At 58.2% G+C, this 18,134-nt stretch carries 12 protein-coding genes; 3 read left to right on the top strand and 9 right to left on the bottom strand.

Annotation, left to right across the window (positions count from 1 at the left end; all coding sequences use genetic code 11):
* Positions 1 to 12: 12 nt before the first annotated feature.
* The 4 genes from uvrA to RM6536_RS07910 all read right to left on the bottom strand — a co-directional run bounded on the left by uvrA (position 13) and on the right by RM6536_RS07910 (position 8,077).
* Positions 13 to 2,901, bottom strand: a complete 2,889-nt coding sequence (uvrA, locus tag RM6536_RS07925) for an excinuclease ABC subunit UvrA (RefSeq protein WP_060824710.1) — start codon at positions 2,899 to 2,901, stop codon at positions 13 to 15.
* Between the two features lie 139 nt (positions 2,902 to 3,040).
* Positions 3,041 to 3,814, bottom strand: a complete 774-nt coding sequence (locus RM6536_RS07920) for an MBL fold metallo-hydrolase (protein WP_060824709.1) — start codon at positions 3,812 to 3,814, stop codon at positions 3,041 to 3,043.
* A gap of 1,268 nt (positions 3,815 to 5,082) precedes the next feature.
* Entirely contained in the window at positions 5,083 to 6,795 is a 1,713-nt protein-coding gene (locus tag RM6536_RS07915; RefSeq protein WP_060824708.1) for a formate--tetrahydrofolate ligase, read from the bottom strand.
* 232 nt (positions 6,796 to 7,027) lie between these two features.
* On the bottom strand, positions 7,028 to 8,077 hold the full coding sequence (locus RM6536_RS07910) for a zinc-dependent alcohol dehydrogenase family protein (RefSeq protein WP_060824707.1): 1,050 nt from the start codon (positions 8,075 to 8,077) through the stop codon (positions 7,028 to 7,030).
* Positions 8,078 to 8,677: 600 nt separating this feature from the next.
* Between RM6536_RS07910 and RM6536_RS07905 the strand changes: the two genes are divergently transcribed.
* Positions 8,678 to 8,992 carry a hypothetical protein gene (locus RM6536_RS07905; protein WP_060824706.1) on the top strand — a complete coding sequence of 105 codons (315 nt, stop codon included), beginning with the start codon at positions 8,678 to 8,680 and terminating at the stop codon, positions 8,990 to 8,992.
* A gap of 760 nt (positions 8,993 to 9,752) precedes the next feature.
* Here the strand turns inward: RM6536_RS07905 and nrdF are convergent.
* From nrdF to RM6536_RS07880, 5 genes are all read right to left on the bottom strand, one after another.
* Positions 9,753 to 10,730 (bottom strand): class 1b ribonucleoside-diphosphate reductase subunit beta, encoded by a 978-nt coding sequence (gene nrdF / locus RM6536_RS07900; protein ID WP_060824705.1) that lies wholly within the window; start codon positions 10,728 to 10,730, stop codon positions 9,753 to 9,755.
* A gap of 147 nt (positions 10,731 to 10,877) precedes the next feature.
* On the bottom strand, positions 10,878 to 13,058 hold the full coding sequence (gene nrdE, locus RM6536_RS07895) for a class 1b ribonucleoside-diphosphate reductase subunit alpha (protein WP_060824704.1): 2,181 nt from the start codon (positions 13,056 to 13,058) through the stop codon (positions 10,878 to 10,880).
* Positions 13,031 to 13,561, bottom strand: a complete 531-nt coding sequence (nrdI, locus tag RM6536_RS07890) for a class Ib ribonucleoside-diphosphate reductase assembly flavoprotein NrdI (RefSeq protein ID WP_060824703.1) — start codon at positions 13,559 to 13,561, stop codon at positions 13,031 to 13,033. The genes nrdE and nrdI overlap by 28 nt, the downstream gene beginning before the upstream one ends.
* A gap of 74 nt (positions 13,562 to 13,635) precedes the next feature.
* The gene (nrdH, locus tag RM6536_RS07885) at positions 13,636 to 13,860 is read right to left on the bottom strand and encodes a glutaredoxin-like protein NrdH (protein WP_005505794.1); all 225 of its coding nucleotides are present in this window, start codon (positions 13,858 to 13,860) and stop codon (positions 13,636 to 13,638) included.
* Between the two features lie 774 nt (positions 13,861 to 14,634).
* Complete coding sequence (locus RM6536_RS07880) at positions 14,635 to 15,744, bottom strand: App1 family protein (protein WP_060824702.1); 1,110 nt, start codon at positions 15,742 to 15,744, stop codon at positions 14,635 to 14,637.
* 177 nt (positions 15,745 to 15,921) lie between these two features.
* Here RM6536_RS07880 and RM6536_RS07875 point away from each other — a divergent pair, with 177 nt between their 5' ends.
* Positions 15,922 to 17,031: a polysaccharide deacetylase family protein gene (locus RM6536_RS07875; RefSeq protein ID WP_060824701.1), complete on the top strand. Its 1,110-nt coding sequence runs from the start codon at positions 15,922 to 15,924 to the stop codon at positions 17,029 to 17,031.
* A 229-nt stretch (positions 17,032 to 17,260) separates the two neighbouring features.
* Complete coding sequence (locus RM6536_RS07870) at positions 17,261 to 18,016, top strand: DsbA family oxidoreductase (RefSeq protein WP_060824700.1); 756 nt, start codon at positions 17,261 to 17,263, stop codon at positions 18,014 to 18,016.
* Positions 18,017 to 18,134 lie beyond the last annotated feature (118 nt).

Here is an 18,134-nt window from a genome sequence, read left to right as displayed (position 1 = left end):
TCAAGTTCTCGACTAGTTCAGGATCTCAGCAAGGAACGCGCCGGTGTGCGAGCCCTTCACCTGAGCCACCTGTTCCGGGGTGCCCTCAGCGATCACGGTGCCGCCGCCGCTACCGCCCTCGGGGCCCATGTCGATAATCCAGTCGGCGCACTTGACCACGTCCAGGTTGTGCTCGATGGTGATAACGCTATTGCCCTTGTCAACCAGCGATTGCAGCACGGCGAGCAGCTTGCGGATGTCTTCAAAGTGCAGGCCGGTGGTCGGCTCGTCCAGCACGTAGATGGAGCGGCCGTTGGAGCGCTTCTGCAGTTCAGTTGCGAGCTTCACACGCTGCGCCTCACCGCCGGAGAGGGTGGTCGCAGGCTGGCCCAGGCGAATGTAGCCCAGGCCCACGTCCACGAGGGTGTTCAGGTGGCGCGCAATCGGGGTGAACGCGGCGAAGAACTCGGCGGCCTCTTCCACGGGCATTTCGAGTACGTCGGCGATGGTCTTGCCCTTGTAGTGCACCTCGAGGGTTTCGCGGTTGTAGCGCTTACCGTGGCAGGTTTCGCAGGGCACGTAAACGTCCGGCAGGAAGTTCATTTCAATCTTCAGGGTGCCGTCGCCGGAGCAGTCCTCGCAGCGGCCGCCCTTGACGTTGAAGGAGAATCGGCCGGGGGTGTAGCCGCGCATTTTCGCTTCGCTGGTCTCTGCGAACAGCTTGCGGATGTGGTCGAACACGCCGGTGTAGGTGGCGGGGTTCGAGCGCGGGGTGCGGCCGATGGGCGACTGGTCCACGTGAATGACCTTGTCCAGGTGTTCCAGGCCGTCGATGCTCTTGTGGCGGCCGGGTACCTGCTTGGCGCCGTTGAGCTTGTTCGCCAGGGAGGTGTACAGAATGTCGTTGACGAGGGTGGACTTACCCGAGCCGGATACACCGGTCACCGCGGTGAACACGCCCAGCGGGAAGGACACGGTCACGTTCTTGAGGTTGTTTTCGCGGGCGCCGCGCACGGTCAGCTGACGCTTCTTGTCCACGGGGCGGCGGGATGCGGGTACCTCAATGCTGCGGCGGCCAGCCATGTAGTCGCCGGTAATGGACTTGGTGTTCTTCAGCAGCTCCTCAAAGCTGCCGGAGTGTACGATTTCGCCACCGTGCTCGCCGGCGCCGGGTCCTACATCCACGATCCAGTCGGCTTCGCGCATGGTGTCTTCGTCGTGCTCAACCACGATAAGCGTGTTGCCCATATCGCGCAGCTTGGTCAAGGTTTCGATGAGGCGGCGGTTATCGCGCTGGTGCAGGCCGATGGAGGGCTCGTCGAGCACGTACAGCACACCGACCAGGCCCGAACCGATCTGGGTTGCCAGGCGGATGCGCTGCGCCTCACCGCCGGAAAGCGTACCGGCGGAGCGTGAGAGGGTCAGGTAGTCCAGACCCACGTCCAGCAGGAATTGCAGGCGGGCATCAATTTCTTTGAGGACCTGCTCACCAATCTTGGCTTCGCGGGCGGTCAGCTGCAGGCCGCGCACAAAGCTAAGTGCGTCAGCCAGGGACAGGTCGGTAATGTCTGCGATGGACTTGCCGCCGACCTTCACGCCCAGGATGGTCGGGTTCAGGCGCGCGCCACCGCAGGAGGGGCAGGGGACCTGGCGCATGTACTGTTCGTAGCGGTCGCGGGCGAAGTCCGATTCGGTTTCTTCGTGCTTGCGCTTGATGTACGCCTTCACGCCCTCGAATCCGGAGGTGTAGCGGCGTTCGCGGCCGAATCGGTTGCGGTAGGACACCTCAACCTTGTAGTCCTTGCCGTCCAGGATGGCGGCGCGGGTCTTGGCGGGCAGGTCCTTGAAGGGGGTGTTCAGGTCGAAGCCGAGCTCCTCCCCCAGGCCTGCGAGCAGGCGCAGCCAGTATTCGGTGGTTGCTTTGCCCTGCGACCAGGGGGCGATAGCGCCCTCGCCGAGGGTCAGGTCGGGGTTGGGTACGAGCAGTTCGGTGTCTACTTCCAGGCGCGAGCCGATGCCGTCGCAGGCGCTACATGCGCCGAACGGCGAGTTGAAGGAGAAGGCGCGCGGTTCGATGGTGTCGATCTGCAGCGGGTGGTTGTTGGGGCAGGCGAGGTTTTCGCTGAAGGAGCGGGTGCGTTCGGGGTCGTCCTGCTCGCGGTCCACGAAGTCGATGAGCACGCGGCCGTCGGCGAGTTTGAGCGCGGTTTCGATGGAGTCGGTGAGGCGCTGGTGAATACCGTCCTTAATGACGATGCGGTCGACGACCACCTCGATGGTGTGCTTGTACTGCTTGGCGAGCTTGGGCGGGTCGGAGAGCTGCACGGTTTGGCCGTCCACGCGGGCACGCGAATAGCCCTGGGTGAGCAGGTCCTTGAAGAGGTCCACGAACTCGCCCTTACGTGCGCTGACGACGGGCGCGAGGATTTGCAGGCGGGTGCGTTCGGGGTATTCCTGCAGAATGTCCACGATCTGCTGCGGGGTCTGCTGGGTGATTTCTTCACCGCAGACAGGGCAGTGCGGGTGACCGATACGTGCCCAGAGCAGACGCATGTAGTCGTAGATTTCGGTGATAGTACCGACGGTTGAGCGCGGGTTCTTGGAGGTGGACTTCTGGTCGATAGACACCGCCGGGGAGAGGCCCTCGATGAAGTCTACATCGGGCTTATCGACCTGTCCGAGGAACATACGCGCATAGGAGGACAGCGACTCAACGTAGCGGCGCTGACCTTCCGCGAAGATGGTGTCGAAGGCGAGGGAGGACTTACCGGAGCCGGAGAGGCCGGTGAAGACGACCATCGCATCACGCGGAATGGTGAGGTCTACGTTCTTGAGGTTGTTTTCGCGGGCACCCTGAACCCGGATGCTGGTCAGATCGTTCGCTTTGAGTGCGGTGCTACCGTGTGCCGGGCGGGGTGTCATCGAAAATCCTTTCGTCTTATCTTCGAACTTAAATTCTACACCCTCACACCTTTCACCAGCGGGATTATGCGGCAGGTGAAGGTATGAGGGTGCAGTACTTATATGAGGCGGATATATGAGGTGGGTTGACAGGGGCGATTTACCAGCCGCGGGTTCCCCAGTCTTCCAGGTGGGGGCGCTCATCGCCGAGGGTGGTGGAGCGGCCGTGGCCGGGCAGCACGATAGCGTCGTCCTCGAAGCCGCCGAAGAGCTTTTCGAGCACGTTGGAGAAGAGCTCACCGAACTGCTGCGGGGAGTCGGTCTTACCCACACCGCCGGGGAAGAGGGTATCGCCGGTGAACAGCAGGGTTGCGGGGGTGCCGTCTTCCCAGGTGGTTTCGAGGGTGTAGACGATGGATCCGGGGGTGTGGCCGGGCACGTGCAGGGCACGAATGACGGTGTCAGAGAGATAGAAGTCGAAGCTTTCGCCGCCGGTCAGCTCCTCTTCGACAGTGTAGTCTTCCTGTTCCTTAATGGCGGCTGCGTCAGCTGCACCCGCGGAGGTGACGGCACCGGTGAGGCGGTCAAGCTCCTTAATAGCGCGAATGTGGTCCCAGTGGCCGTGAGTGACCAGGATGCCGGTCAAACCGATCGCGCGAGGCCTGAGGGAATTGAAGTCCTCATCCCTCTCCATAACGCGCACGCGGCGTTCTTCACCGTCTGCCAGTTCGAGCTGCGGGCAGTCATTCAGGAGCGCATCGAGAGTGAAGGCGTAGAGTTCTTCTGCATCGTCCGCGGGATCGATAAGCACCTGCTCACCGGTGGCGCGCATGGTGATGAGGTAGACGCTGTTGTCCATCTCAGAGACGCTGAACGCACGGACAGTCAGTTCGGGGTTCTCAAAGATGAGGGTGGGTTCGGGGTAAGTAGTCATAGTTCCAGTGTAGGGGCTCCCATGATGCGGCAGGCACCCATATAGAGCACTTCCCTATGAGCGCATTCCGAGCGCATTCGGCGTTGAATGTGCGGGATGCATGTTCGGGATGCATGTTCAGGGCGCCTTCGGAACAGACTCTGGAGCACGTTCGGTACAGGCTCTAGCCAAGGTCCCGCCTATCTGAGGCTCCATTGAAATTCAAGCAGCGAAATTCAAAAGTTAAACAGAGAAGCGACTGCGCATCGATACGCAGTCGCTTCTCATGACACCCAGGGGTATCTATCACTCACTCAAACACAAGCAACCCGAGGACTTTGGAAATCTCACGATTACTTGATGACTCAATAGTAGCGAACTTTTTGGGGGCTGTTTTACCGCTCAATTTGGTACGGAGAGCCGGTTTTAGTGACCCGCGCCTCAATGTAATCGTTCTGTAATAAAAATAGCTGTTTTTTAGGCTATCCATACGTACCAATTTCATTTTTTTCGAGTTTTAGCGTGACTTATTTCACTCAAAATAATTTTAGATTTTCCCTCATTTGGCACTTCAGTGCACCTTTAACCTGAGCTTCACACTCAGTAATTTTGAAGGCTTAATACCCGGTTTCAACCCGGTATTCCGCGGAAGTAGAGGGTTAAGGTCAAACTATCTTCAAGCTCTTGCAACTTCATGAAACGGAAAAAATGTGCCGCACACTGTTCAAAACATGTTCAGGTATACACGCGAGGGAAAAATCAATTGGTCTGCTTGATCCCATTAGGCACCCCCTAAAGTAGAACTTTTATAACAAAACGATAACAGCAGCCCCGCCTTCAGGTTCACTGAGCACACCCATTGAAACCCCTGTCAAAAAATAAAACACCTAGTCAATATCATATTTTCACAAAATGCAAGACAGTGTGTCACTAAAAAATCAATCTCTACAGATTGTTTAATAAAAACTGACTTTCAAGCATAAATAGAGCCCAATTATTAACCAGCACGTACCAATTCCGCCCTCCGGAGGGGCACTCGGGAAGCCTTCAAGGAAAGGGTGAAAGACCCCTCCACTAGGGGTTCCACTATCCTTCACTCCCCCGCCATTCAGCACCGTTCAGCACCCAAAACCCCAATGCTCAGCCTTTTCACTGGCAATCACACCGGCATTCACCCCATCTGCCGCCCGGTACCTGCCACCACTGGAGCACAGGAAAGCGGCGCCCCTCCCCCGCTGTGGGGAAGGAACGCCGCCTCCACTAGCTATAGATCAGCCGGAATAGTCGCCTTAGGACAGGCCGATCATCACGCCGTTCTCATCGAAGCCGATGCGCTCAGCTGCGGGGCTCTTGCTCAGGCCCGGCATGGTGCGCATGGTGCCGCAGATAGCGTAGACGTAGCCGGCACCTGCAGCCAGGCGAACCTCGCGCACGGGCAGGGTCCAGCCGGTCGGTGCGCCCTTCAGAGTTGCATCCGAAGAGATGGACAGGTGGGTCTTCGCAATGACCACGGGCAGGTGCGAGTAGCCCAGCTCAGCGAAACGCTTCAGCTGCTTAGCGGCAGCGGGAGCAATGGAGATGCCGTCCGCACCGTAGACCTTGGTGGCGACCTTCTCGATCTTGGTCTCGATGGAGTCCTCAAGATCGTAGGTGTACTTCAGATCCGAAACGTCGTCACATGCCTCAGCAACTACGTTTGCCAGGTCGGTGGTGCCCTTACCGCCCTCAGCCACACCGCGGTGAATAGCGACGCGAGCGCCAGCCTCCTCAGCGATACGGCGGATGGTCTCGTGCTCGGACTCGAAGTCGGTCGGGAACGCGTTGATTGCCACGACCGGCTGAACACCGAAGTTGCGCACAATCTCGATGTGCTTCTTCAGGTTCTCTGCGCCCTTCTCCACGTCGGAGGGGCTTTCCTGCAGCATGCCCTCGGGCAGGGGCTTGCCCGGAACGATCTTGTACAGGCCGGAGTGGGACTTCAGGGAGCGCACGGTCACGACGAGCACTGCTGCGTCGGGCTTCAGGCCGGAGACGCGGCACTTGACGTTGAAGAAACGCTCCGCACCCATGTCGGCACCGAAGCCAGCCTCGGTAATCACGTAGTCGGAGTACTCCAGGCCAACGTAGTCGGCGACCACGGAGGAGTTACCGGTTGCGATGTTGCCGAAGGGGCCCGCGTGAATCAGTGCGGGGGTGTGCTCCAGAGTCTGCAGCAGGTTCGGGTTGATGGCGTCTGCCAGGATGACGGACATTGCACCGTCAGCCTTCAGGTCGGCTGCGGTGACGGGCTCGCCGTCGTAGTTCAGGCCGATCACGATCTTTGCCAGGCGCTCGCGCAGGTCCTTGAAGGAGGTTGCCAGCGAGAGAATCACCATGATTTCGGAGGCGCTGGTGATGTCGAAACCGGTCTCGCGGACCACGCCGTCCATGCGTTCGCCCAGGCCCACGACGATGTTGCGCAGGGAGCGGTCGTTCATGTCGATAACGCGGCGCCACTCGATTGCGCGCGGGTCGATGCGCAACTCGTTACCGTGGTGCAGGTGGTTGTCAATCATTGCGGCAAGCAGGTTGTGTGCTGCGGTGACGGCATGGAAATCGCCGGTCAGGTGCAGGTTCAGCTTCTCCATGGGAACGATCTGGGAGTAGCCGCCGCCCGCTGCGCCGCCCTTAATGCCGAAGGTTGGGCCCATTGCGGGCTGACGCAGAGCCAGGATTGCCTTGCGGCCGGTCTGTGCGAAGCCCTGTGCGAGCGAGACGGAGGTTGCGGTCTTACCTTCACCGAGCGGGGTAGGGGTGACTGCGGTAACCACGATGTACTTGGAGCCGCGCTTGCGGGCGGTCTCTGCGTTGGTGGTTTCGTCGAGGAGGACCTTAGCCACGTACTTACCGTAGGGTTCAAGGCGATCTTCGCTGATGCCGTTGTCCGCTGCAATCTTGTTAATGGGCCAAAGATCGGCGGCAAGTGCGATTTCGAGGTCGGAAGGGAAAGGCTTCTTCGTCATTGTCATCCTTCGAGTTGTACGAATCATGCTCTTTTATTCTATGCCTTGGCTCACGCATTTGTCCCTCACCTCGCCGGACTCCGACAAATAAACTCAATTTTTAATGCACGAATCCCCGCAACCGGTACCCTACGCTCACATGGAGTGAACAGGGTCGGTGCGGGGATTAGTAGCGTATACGCGCCGGGTTGCTAGTACAAGAAAGTACAAGAACCGGCGATACGAGCGGCTATTACGGCATGGTCAGCAGAACCTTGGTGGCGGTACGCTGGTCCATTGCCTCGTAACCCTTAGCTGCCTCGTCGATGGGCAGAACCAGGTCGAATACCTTACCGGGCTCAATTTCGCCCTTGTAAATCAGGTCGATAAGGGTCGGCAGGTACTTGCGCACGGGGGCGGGGCCGCCCTCCAGGTGAACCTGCTTGTCGAAGAGCTTATCAGTGCCGATGGCGCTGTCGTGCGGCACGCCCACGAAGCCGATGTAACCGCCGTGGCGTACGCAGCCGAGTGCCTGGTCGAAGGACTGCTGGGAGCCAACAGCCTCCGCAACGCCGTGTGCGCCCACGCCGTCGGTGAGCTCCAGAACCTTGGCGATACCCTCTTCGCCGCGCTCTTCCACGATGTGGGTTGCACCGAATTCCTTAGCAAGCGCCTGACGTTCGGGGTTGCGGGACATGATGATGATCTTCTCCGCGCCGAGCTGCTTAGCGCCGATGACTGCGCTCAGACCGACTGCACCGTCGCCAACAACGACGATGGTCTTGCCGGGGCCTGCCTGCGCTGCGTCTGCTGCGTACCAGCCGGTGCCGAGCACGTCGGATGCCGCCATCAGGTGCGGGATCTGCTCTTCGGTGGGGGCTGCGGGGGTCTTGACGAGGGTGCCGTCTGCGAAGGGTACGCGGGCGTATTCTGCCTGGGTGCCGTTGGAGCGCATGCCGATGTAAGTGTCGCCTGCTGCGATTGCCTTGAGGCAGCGGGAGGGGTAGCCTGCGGTGCAGGTTTCGCACTCGCCGCAGGAGATGCAGAAGGAGCCTACGACGAAGTCGCCGGGGGCTACGGTGGTGACCTCGGAGCCGACTTCTACGACCTCGCCGATGTATTCGTGGCCCATTGCGCGGTGGTCGACGGGCTTTGCGTCTGCGCCGCGGTAGGGCCACAGGTCGGAGCCGCAGATGCAGGATGCTGCGAGCTTGATGATGGCGTCGGTGGGTTCGAGGAGGGTCGGCTTCTCAACTTCGTTGACGACGACCTTGCCGGGGGCTTCCATAACAACTGAACGCATGATGTTCCTTTTTCGGGATTGTGGGATAGTAATCCAACAGTACGCCCCGCGCCCCGATATATCAATAATTTTTTATGCTACGGGGTGAAGACAAAAATTCCGGCAGTTGGAACCGTCGGGACCGGCAAAACAGCTCCCGCTCCCCTGCTTCTGCACTGCTTCTGCGCAACTTCTCCGCCGCATCCTGCCGGGGTAAATAGCCCGGTTAAACGGCGGAACCCCCGCGCCTTCCAGGTGGGTATTCGTCCAGAAAACATGAGGTCACAGCGTCACAATTTTCAACGTTTAGCAGCTATAACCGAGCTAAAGCTGAGCATACTTCAGACTAGATTCCCCGCTCTATAGTAGTTTTGAAGAGGGTAGTCGTATCGTGCATGTTAAGCTATAAGTCTGCCTGCCAGAGGTAGGACATAAAAGTAATCTCGGCAATAAAATGAGGATTATCGGGTCTCGGTGGTGTAACCTGAGATGACTCAAGGTAAGCCTATGGTAGGTTACAGTTACTAAGAGACAACGGAACTCGAACACTGAAAGTTAGTTCGGAGAGTACAGCATAGTGTGTGGAGTGGCGTTGAGATACCAAGAAAGGAGACCAGCAAGATGACTGATGAAACCTTGGATTCCCAAGCACTTGTTACCAGTATCGGTGAGCACTGTGTTCTCTATTTCGGCAAGGAGAATCTACAAAACCTCCTTGTCGAATACACCCCTGCGTTGCAGCAGACTATCATTCATGTTGCTCTGCGAGAACAGACCGACGAGACTATGGAAAATATTTTCCTCAAGTACATCGACGAGATTGTTCCCCTCTTCGCTAGTGAAACCATGCTAGATTTGCGTTTTTTTGCTACTGACTCCCCGGTATTTACTACCGAAAATCACAACTCCAAGAGCAAAACCTACGCAATGGCTTAGGACATATTTGCATATGAACAGTCAGCCTAGTGTGGACTACCACAAGGGAAAAGCCAAATATTTTTTGGAGAGTGCTGAGAAGTACAAAGTTGACGACCCTGTTGTCGCAAAAATTTGTGCCTTTTATGCTGCTTACCACGCCATGCGCTTTGCCATACTAACCGACCCAATCTTAGATAAGAGCGATGACGAGATTAACCGACTTACCAATGCACCGGGTCTCATTCAGGATTCGCGATATGCTACACACCATAGCGGGCATCGATATAGCGGTCGCGGTATAGGTCAGAATCAGGTTATCCAAGCCTTGTATCCATCAAAGGCATTCGCATATGAGCAGTTACATCGTGCATCAGTTGATGCTAGATATGGTTCTGGTTCTCTCCTTAGAGAAAGTATCATAGATGCTGATAATGCCTGCGTTAAGGCTAAGGCAATCGTAGATGCTGCTCTTTCCCCCGAGGGTCTCCGATGGAGACCAAGATCTAATAGATAACTAGAATCTCTGCGTATGAGCCCTGTTGCTATCATTGCTGATAGTGGCAGGGCTCTACACCTTATACAGACCAGTTCACTACTGCAAAAAATATGCAGGTGACTAAGATATGCCGCAACGGCTACCGATTAGCTAATTATCGTATCCGACCTTTATTCAGTACTGACCTAGCGGTTAAACGGCGGAACCCCCGCGCATCCACAGTGGACACGCGGGGGTTCCGTACGGTTTATCTCAGCCTTATATCGCAGGGCGAGAGGGGGCTTAGAAGTCCCAGTCCTCGTCCTCAGTGTTCACAGCCTTACCGATCACGTAGGAAGAGCCTGAACCGGAGAAGAAGTCGTGGTTCTCATCAGCGTTCGGGGACAGTGCCGACAGGATCGCCGGGGACACGTTAGTCACGGACGCCGGGAACATCGGCTCGTAGCCCAGGTTCATCAGAGCCTTGTTAGCGTTGTAGTGCAGGAACTTCTTCACGTCCTCGCTCCAACCCACACCGTCATACAGGGAGTGGGTGTACGCCACCTCGTTCTCGTACAGTTCGTACAGCAGGTTGAAGGTGTACTCCTTCAGCTCTGCCTGACGCTCCGGGGACTCCTTCGCCAGGCCGCGCTGGAACTTGTAACCAATGTAGTAGCCGTGCACTGCCTCGTCACGAATAATCAGACGAATCAGGTCAGCGGTGTTGGTCAGCTTCGCGTGCGAAGACCAGTACATGGGCAGGTAGAAGCCAGAGTAGAACAGGAAGGACTCCAGCAGAGTGGAAGCAACCTTCTTCTTCAGCGGGTCGTCACCGATGTAGTAGGACAGAACGATCTTCGCCTTCTTCTGCAGGTGCTCGTTCTCAGAAGCCCAGCGGAACGCCTCGTCAATCTCCTTGGTGGAGGCGAGGGTCGAGAAGATCGAGGAGTACGACTTCGCGTGCACGGACTCCATGAACGCAATGTTGGTGTACACGGCCTCTTCGTGCGCGGTCACAGCGTCCGGCAGCAGGGACACGGCACCGACAGTACCCTGGATGGTGTCCAGCAGGGTCAGACCGGTGAAGACGCGCATGGTCAGCTGCTTCTCTTCCTCAGTCAGGGTCTTCCAGGAGGGCACGTCGTTGCTCAGCGGCACCTTTTCCGGCAGCCAGAAGTTACCGGTCAGACGATCCCAAACCTCAAGGTCCTTCTCGTCCTCAATACGGTTCCAGTTGATAGCCTCGATCACGTGGTCGACGAGCTTCACCTTTTCGCTCATTAGTAATTCTCCGATTCTTAAGGGGCGGTTACGGTCCCACGCGCGCCCAACCGGTCGCGCAGGCGGTTTGCGTGTTCACCGTAACCGCCCCTTCCAGTCTTTAGTTATAGTGTGCCAGCTCAAGCTGAATGCGTCACAGCATTCGGGCTAGAGCATGCAGGATACGCAGCCTTCAACCTCGGTACCCTCAAGAGCCATCTGACGCAGACGGATGTAGTAGATGGTCTTGATGCCCTTACGCCATGCGTAAATCTGGGCGCGGTTGATATCGCGGGTGGTTGCGGTATCGCGGAAGAAGAGGGTCAGCGACAGGCCCTGGTCCACGTGCTGGGTTGCCACAGCGTAGGTGTCGATGATCTTCTCGTAACCAATTTCGTAGGAGTCCTGGTAGTACTCCAGGTTGTCGTTGGTCATGTACGGCGCCGGGTAGTAGACGCGGCCGAGCTTGCCTTCCTTGCGGATTTCAATCTTCGAAGCAATCGGGTGAATCGAAGAGGTCGAACCGTTGATGTAGGAGATGGAGCCGGTCGGCGGAACAGCCTGCAGGTTCTGGTTGTACATGCCGTACTGTGCCACGTCAGCAGCCAGCTGAATCCACTCTTCACGGGTGGGGATGTGGTGCTTAGCGAACAGTTCGCGGGTACGCTCGGTCTGCGGTGCCCATTCCTTCTCAATGTACTTGGCGAAGAACTCACCGGATGCGTACTTCGAGTTCTCGAAGCCCTCGAAACGCTGGCCGCGTTCCTTAGCAATCTGCATGGAGGCGCGGATTGCGTGGTAGGCGACGGTGTAGAAGTACATGTTGGTGAAGTCCAGTGCTTCTTCGGAACCGTAGTAGACGTGCTCGCGTGCCAGGTAGCCGTGCAGGTTCATCTGGCCCAGACCCACGGCGTGGCTCATGTTGTTGCCGCGCTCGATGGAGGGTACGGAGCGGATGTCGGACTGGTCGGAGACGGAGGTCAGCGAACGAATCGCGGTTTCCACGGTCTTGCCGAAGTCGTCGCCGTCCATGGTCAGTGCAATGTTCAGCGAACCGAGGTTGCAGGAGATGTCCTTACCGACGGTCTCGTAGCCGAGGTCAGCGTGGTAGGTGGACGGCTCAGAAACCTGCAGGATCTCGGAGCACAGGTTGGACATGATGACCTTACCGGCGATGGGGTTCGCGCGGTTGACGGTGTCTTCGAACATCACGTACGGGTAGCCGGACTCGAACTGGATCTCTGCGATGGTCTGGAAGAACTCACGCGCGTTGATCTTGGTCTTGGTGATGCGTGCATCGTCGACCATCTCGTAGTACTTCTCGGAGACGTTGATGTCGGAGAAGGGCACGCCGTAGATGCGTTCCACATCGTACGGGGAGAAGAGGTACATGTCCTCGTTCTTCTTCGCCAGCTCGAAGGTGATGTCGGGGATGACAACGCCCAGGGAGAGGGTCTTGATGCGGATCTTCTCGTCAGCGTTCTCACGCTTGGTGTCCAGGAAGGCGTAGATGTCGGGGTGGTGTGCATGCAGGTACACGGCACCGGCACCCTGACGTGCGCCGAGCTGGTTTGCGTAGGAGAAGGCGTCTTCCAGCAGCTTCATGACGGGGATAACGCCCGAGGACTGGTTCTCAATCTTCTTAATGGGCGCACCGGATTCGCGCAGGTTGGTCAGGGCGAATGCCACGCCGCCGCCGCGCTTGGAGAGCTGCAGTGCAGAGTTGATGGAGCGGCCGATGGACTCCATGTTGTCTTCCATGCGCAGCAGGAAGCAGGAGACGAGCTCGCCGCGCTGCTTCTTACCTGCGTTGAGGAAGGTCGGGGTTGCCGGCTGGAAACGGCCGGAGATGATCTCGTCCACGATGTCTTCGGCGAGCTTCTCGTTGCCTTCTGCCAGGAGCAGTGCGACCATGCAGACGCGGTCTTCAAAACGCTCCAGGTAGCGCTGACCGTCGAAGGTCTTGAGCGCGTAGGAGGTGTAGAACTTGAAGGCACCCAGGAAGGTCGGGAAGCGGAACTTCACGGCGTAGGCGCGCTTGAACAGGTTCTTAATGAACTGGAAGTTGTACTTGTCGAAGAGTTCCGGCTCGTAGTACTGGTTCTCGATCAGGTACTCGATCTTCTCTTCCAGGTCGTGGAAGAAGACAGTGTTGTTGTTGACGTGCTGCAGGAAGTACTGACGTGCAGCCTGGCGGTCTGCATCGAACTGAATCTGGCCGTTCTCATCGTAGAGGTTCAGCAGTGCGTTCAGTTCGTGGTAGCTCATACCCTTGAACTTCTCGGGCACGCTCTTGCCGCTGTGGCTCGCACCGAGAGTTTCTAGTGCTGAGGGCAGTTTTGCGTCCAAAATGCTTCCAATCCTTCGTTGACTTTTTCTACATCTGAATCGGTGCCCATGAGCTCAAACTTGAAGAGCACGGGCACTTCGCACTTCTTGGCGACAATGTCTGCCGCGATACCGAAGAGCGGACCAAAGTTGGTGTTGCCGGAGCCAATCACACCGAGCATATGCTGGCGATTTTGCTCCACGTTCAGGAATTTAACCACCTGCGGGGGAACGTTACCGGCGCCTTCAGGCTTGCCGTAGGTGGGGACGACGAGCACGAACGGCTCATCAAGAATGAGGGTGTCTTCGCCGGTGCGCAGCGGCAGGCGGAGGCGGCGGGCACGGATCTTCTCCACGAACTTGTGGGTGTTACCGGAGATGGAGGAGAAGTACACGATGAGTGGCGCTGTATCGTCCAGTTCGTCCGCGGTCGCTCGACCCTCGGAAGCATTGCGTGCATCCATAAGAATCTTGCGGATTTCTGCGTGCTCGTCGACGGGGTTGGGCGTGAGGGCGGTACTCAATCTGTACTCCTTATTCTCGTGGGCCGGTGTGGTTCCGTGCCGATTTTCCGTTTGTACGGGTTTCGGCAGGGTTGTTACGCTGCCAGAGCGTTGATCTTGTCGGGCTGGAAGCCGGACCAGTGCTCGTCGCCTGCAATGACGACGGGTGCCTGCATGTAGCCGAGGGACTTGACCATTTCGAGGGCCTGAGCGTCTTCGGTGATATCAACCTTGGTGTAGCTGATACCCTTCGCGTCGAGGGCGCGGTAGGTCATGTTGCACTGGACGCACTGGGGCTTGGTGTACACGGTCACTACCATGGGAGTGCCTCTTACTTTCTCCCGCTCGGGCGGGCTTATCTCGTGAATGAATCTGGCGTGTTTCGTCGGTGGTTCACCACGTGTTATTTACGGCGGGCGCTGTGCCGTCCACTGCCCCCTCCTAGTGGGGCGTGGCGGTTTCCTGCTCTGGGGCAGGGCGCCTAAAAGTGCCGTAGTGGTGGAACCGAGTATTAATACTACATCTAGTGTCGAGATTTTTCTGCACCACAAGATGATGTGGTGCGAGGGTCGTGTTTCGTTCGATAAACCCACAGTTGAACCCACTTAAGAGGGGGTGTCTACAGCTTATCCACACCCTGCCGCGGGGCTAGTTCGCCGTATTTTCGCGGGGTGTGCCGGGTTATCCACAGGTGGGGTTTAAGTTGGTCAGGATTTTTAAGGGTTCATTCGCCCGCTGAGTTGAGGTTCAGTTAACCTCATGTATGCGTTTGGGGGCATAAAACCCGGCAGATTCGGGCTTGATTTTAAAGAGATTTCCGCTCTCACCCGTTCTTGCGCGGAACGGCGCGGTTTTAAAGCAGAACGGACTTTCTTAAAGGCGGGGGTTAACCCCCTTCGAGCGGGTTTAAGCTATGTGATTAAGGCTGTAGAAAAGATTTTTAACTCTTTTTCAGCAGCCGGTGTGTCGTGGGTTTAAGTTGGTTAATTCCGCTGAAACACCAAAACCCACCGCATATACCGGCATTTCGCGGTATTTGCGGTGGGTTTACTGGGTATCCATGCTGGTTTTAGCAACCGGTGAGCAGTAACCGGCTAGAAATCGATCAGGCCCAGCTCGCGCAGCTTCTTGCTGAGCGTTACGCCATCGGTGGCTTCAATCCACAGCGGCGAGCGCATCATCTGTTCGGCGCGGTAGTCGCTCCACACGCGGCCGGAGGCGAGCATGGTCTCCCCCACGGTCAGGTTGCGGATGACGATTGCCGCCACGTTGTCCGGGTAGCGTACCGCGAAGCCGTTGTAGATGTACGGGTCGCGCTGCCCGTCGTCGCCGACGAGGATCCACTTCATCTGCGGGAATTCCTCGGCGAGGCGGCGCAGGGACTCGACCTTATGGTTGGTTCCGGAGCGGAACCAGCGGTCGGGGGTGGGGCCCCAGTCGGTGAGCAGGAACGTGCCGCGCGGGTAGCCGTTGCGGCTGAGGAAGCGGCGCAGGGTCGGGGTGATGTTCCAGGCGCCGGTGGACAGGTACATGAACGGCGCATCCGGGTGGCTACGGCGGATACGGTCAGTCATGACCGCCATGCCGGGGGTGGGGATGCGTGCGTGCTCGTCGAGAATGAAGGAGTTCCAGGCAGCGACGAGGGGGCGCGGCAGCATGGTGACCATGACGGTGTCGTCGACGTCCATGATGACGCCGAGCTTCTGGCTTTCGGGAACGATGTAGACGCTGGTTGCTACGGCGCGGGAGCCGGGCACGTACATGATGACTTCGTGCATGCCAGGGTCCAGGTCGATGCTGAGTTTGACGTCGAGTACGCCGCCGCGGTCGGTGTACGCCTCATACTTGGTGCCGTCGATGACGATGGTGACGGGCGCGTCGGACATTGCGGTTGCGGTGAAGGAGCGCCAGCCGCGCATGGGGTTGGCGGTGTCTTGGGTGCCTTCTACGACCTGTAGCAGGCGTTCGAGGTTGACCGTCTTGTAGAGTGCGCGGGCGATGATGCGGACCCAGCCGGGGTTTCCTTCGGAGGCGGCGCGTCCGTAGCCTTCGGTGGGCACGAGGATAGGCTCGCGACCGGCGGCGATGGCGCGCTTTTCGCGCCACCTGTGCAGCCGGTCTGCAACGCGATAGCCGATGTTGACTGCCTCGTCGGCAGCATCGTTCACAAGGTTGCGCAGTTCGTGAGTGCCCAAATTCTCCATCCCACTAGTGTAGCGGAGCGTTACCGGCTTGCGGCTTTAGGATTTTGTGTTCTTATACCTAGTTTTTATACCTATTAATACTGTGGTGCTGAGCGCAGGGTGTGATGTGCACATTATTTAGGGTGTATTCGCTGTTCAGATTCGTTCCTTGCAGGTGGGGGCGTTATCCTGGAGAGTATGACCCACTCACAGCCTAACCGCCGACTTTTTGTGCTCGGCACTGCTATGCTTCCGCTGATTGCTGCCTGCTCGAAGAAGTCGAATGACTACGACGGCACCAGCGGTAATTTCACTCCGTATCAGGCTGGCGGCGAGACCTCTGCTGCTACTCGCCCCGCACCCACGAATTCGCCGACGGTTGCCGCTGCTGGCAACCCGGTTGATAAGCCGCGCGAATGGCCCGGCATCGGCAACTCCCTCATTGGTGACGGCAAGTATGTTGCGTGGACTGTTGATGACGGCGCAAGCCCGGAGGCGATTCGCGGCTACGCTGAGTTCTCGAAGCGTACGAATACTCGCCTGACGTTCTTCATTAACGCTTCTTACACCGGTTTTAAGGAGCATGTGTCGTTACTGCGTCCGCTGGTTCAGAGTGGCCAGATTCAGGTTGCGAACCACACGTACAACCACGCTGACCTGACCACCCTGGATGCTGAGGGTGTGAAGGAAGAGCTGCAGCGTAACGAAGACGAGATTATGAGCATGTTCGGTGTCTCGTCGAAGCCGTACTTCCGCCCGCCGTACGGCCGCTACAACGATGCGGTGCTGAAGGCTGCCGGTGAGATTGGTTTTACCCGCCCGGTCATGTGGAACGGCACTACCGGCGACGAGGCGAAGACCAGCTCCCGTGTGATTTACATGCGCTGCATCCGCTACATGCTGCCGCAGCAGATTGTGCTGGGTCACTTGAACTACGAGACGATCATCCCGATCCTCGATAAGGTGAAGGGCCTGCTCGATGACCGCGGCCTGACTGCGGTGACGGTTCGTGACTACTACGGTGACGCATCCGAGGAAGAGATTAAGGCGGCGGCTCCTTCGCCGACCCCCACCCCGGAGGAGAACACCCCCTCCCCCGAGGCGACTACGGAGGCGCCGGCCCCTACCCCGGAGCCGACTACTGAGGCTCCGACTCAGGCGCCGACTACCCGCTATGAGGATGAGGTAGCGGCTACCCAGCAGGCTACGACTGCACCTGCGGCGGCAACCACTACGGCTCCGCCGGCTCGTGCGACCGCCGCACCTGCGGCTACTGCCACTACCGCACCGGCGGCTGCCCGCCGATAGGGTCGCGTATTTCGCGTGTGCTAAGCCCCCTTGACCCGGTTCCTGTACGGATATTCCTGTGCAGAAGATTCTGTACGAACCGGCGCGAGGGGGCTTTGCCGTACCCGGCGGGAATAAACCCTGGGGAACACCCGCTGGGGAATAGCCGGGAATAAACACGGCAGCCAGGGCGTTAGGTGAGCATACAGGCGGCAGTGTGCCGCATCCGAGTATGAGAGGAATAGATAACATGCGTATTGATATTTGGTCCGATATTGTGTGCCCCTTCTGCTACGTGGGCAAGCGTAACCTGGAGCAGGCGCTCGCCGAGTTTGAGCACCGTGACGAGGTTGAGGTGGTGTGGCATAGTTTTGAGCTGGACCCGTCGGCTACGGAGCATCCTGCCGGTTCGCTACCTGAGATGATTGCTAAGAAGTACTCCATGCCCTTGGAGCAGGCGATTGCGAGCCAGGAGTCGTTGGCGGAGCGTGCCCGCGAGGTAGGTTTGGATTTCAATTGGCGGCAGGCACGCTACGGTAACACGTTTGATGCGCACCGCGTGATTCAGTATGCGGCGGAGCAGGGTTTGGCGTCGGCGGCGCAGGAGGCGTTTAAGCTGGCGTACTTTACGCAGGGCCGGTCGGTGCAGGATCACGAGTCGATTCTGGATATCGCCTCTGAGATTGGTTTGGATACCGCCGAGGTTGAGGCGGTGTTGAAGAGCGACCGTTACGCGGAGCAGGTGCGTGCTGATGAGCAGTTGGCGCACCAGCTGGGTATTAACGGTGTGCCGTTTTTCTTGTTTGAGTCGAAGTGGGCGGTGAATGGTGCGCAGCCTGCGGAGGCGCTGGTGCAGGCGCTGCGTCATGTGTGGGAGCAGACCCATCAGGTTGAGTTGTTGAACCCCCTAGCGGGCGCCTCGAGTAACACGGCGGGTGACGGTACCGCGGAGGCAGGCTCGGCTACTGCTGGCGCGTCCTGCGATGTGAACGGCAACTGCTCCTAGCGGCGGCGGCTCTGGGCAACGGTTCTGGCTAGTGCTGCCCGCTAGAGCTATCCCAGTGGGGGCGCTACTCCCCTAGCGCCTCCGGCTGGTGCCCCCTCCCAGATATAGCGAATATATA

The sequence above is a fragment of the Rothia mucilaginosa genome (assembly GCF_001548235.1).
GTDB classification, from domain to species: Bacteria; Actinomycetota; Actinomycetes; order Actinomycetales; family Micrococcaceae; genus Rothia; species Rothia mucilaginosa_B.
This window is presented reverse-complemented; position numbering and strand designations above follow the sequence as displayed.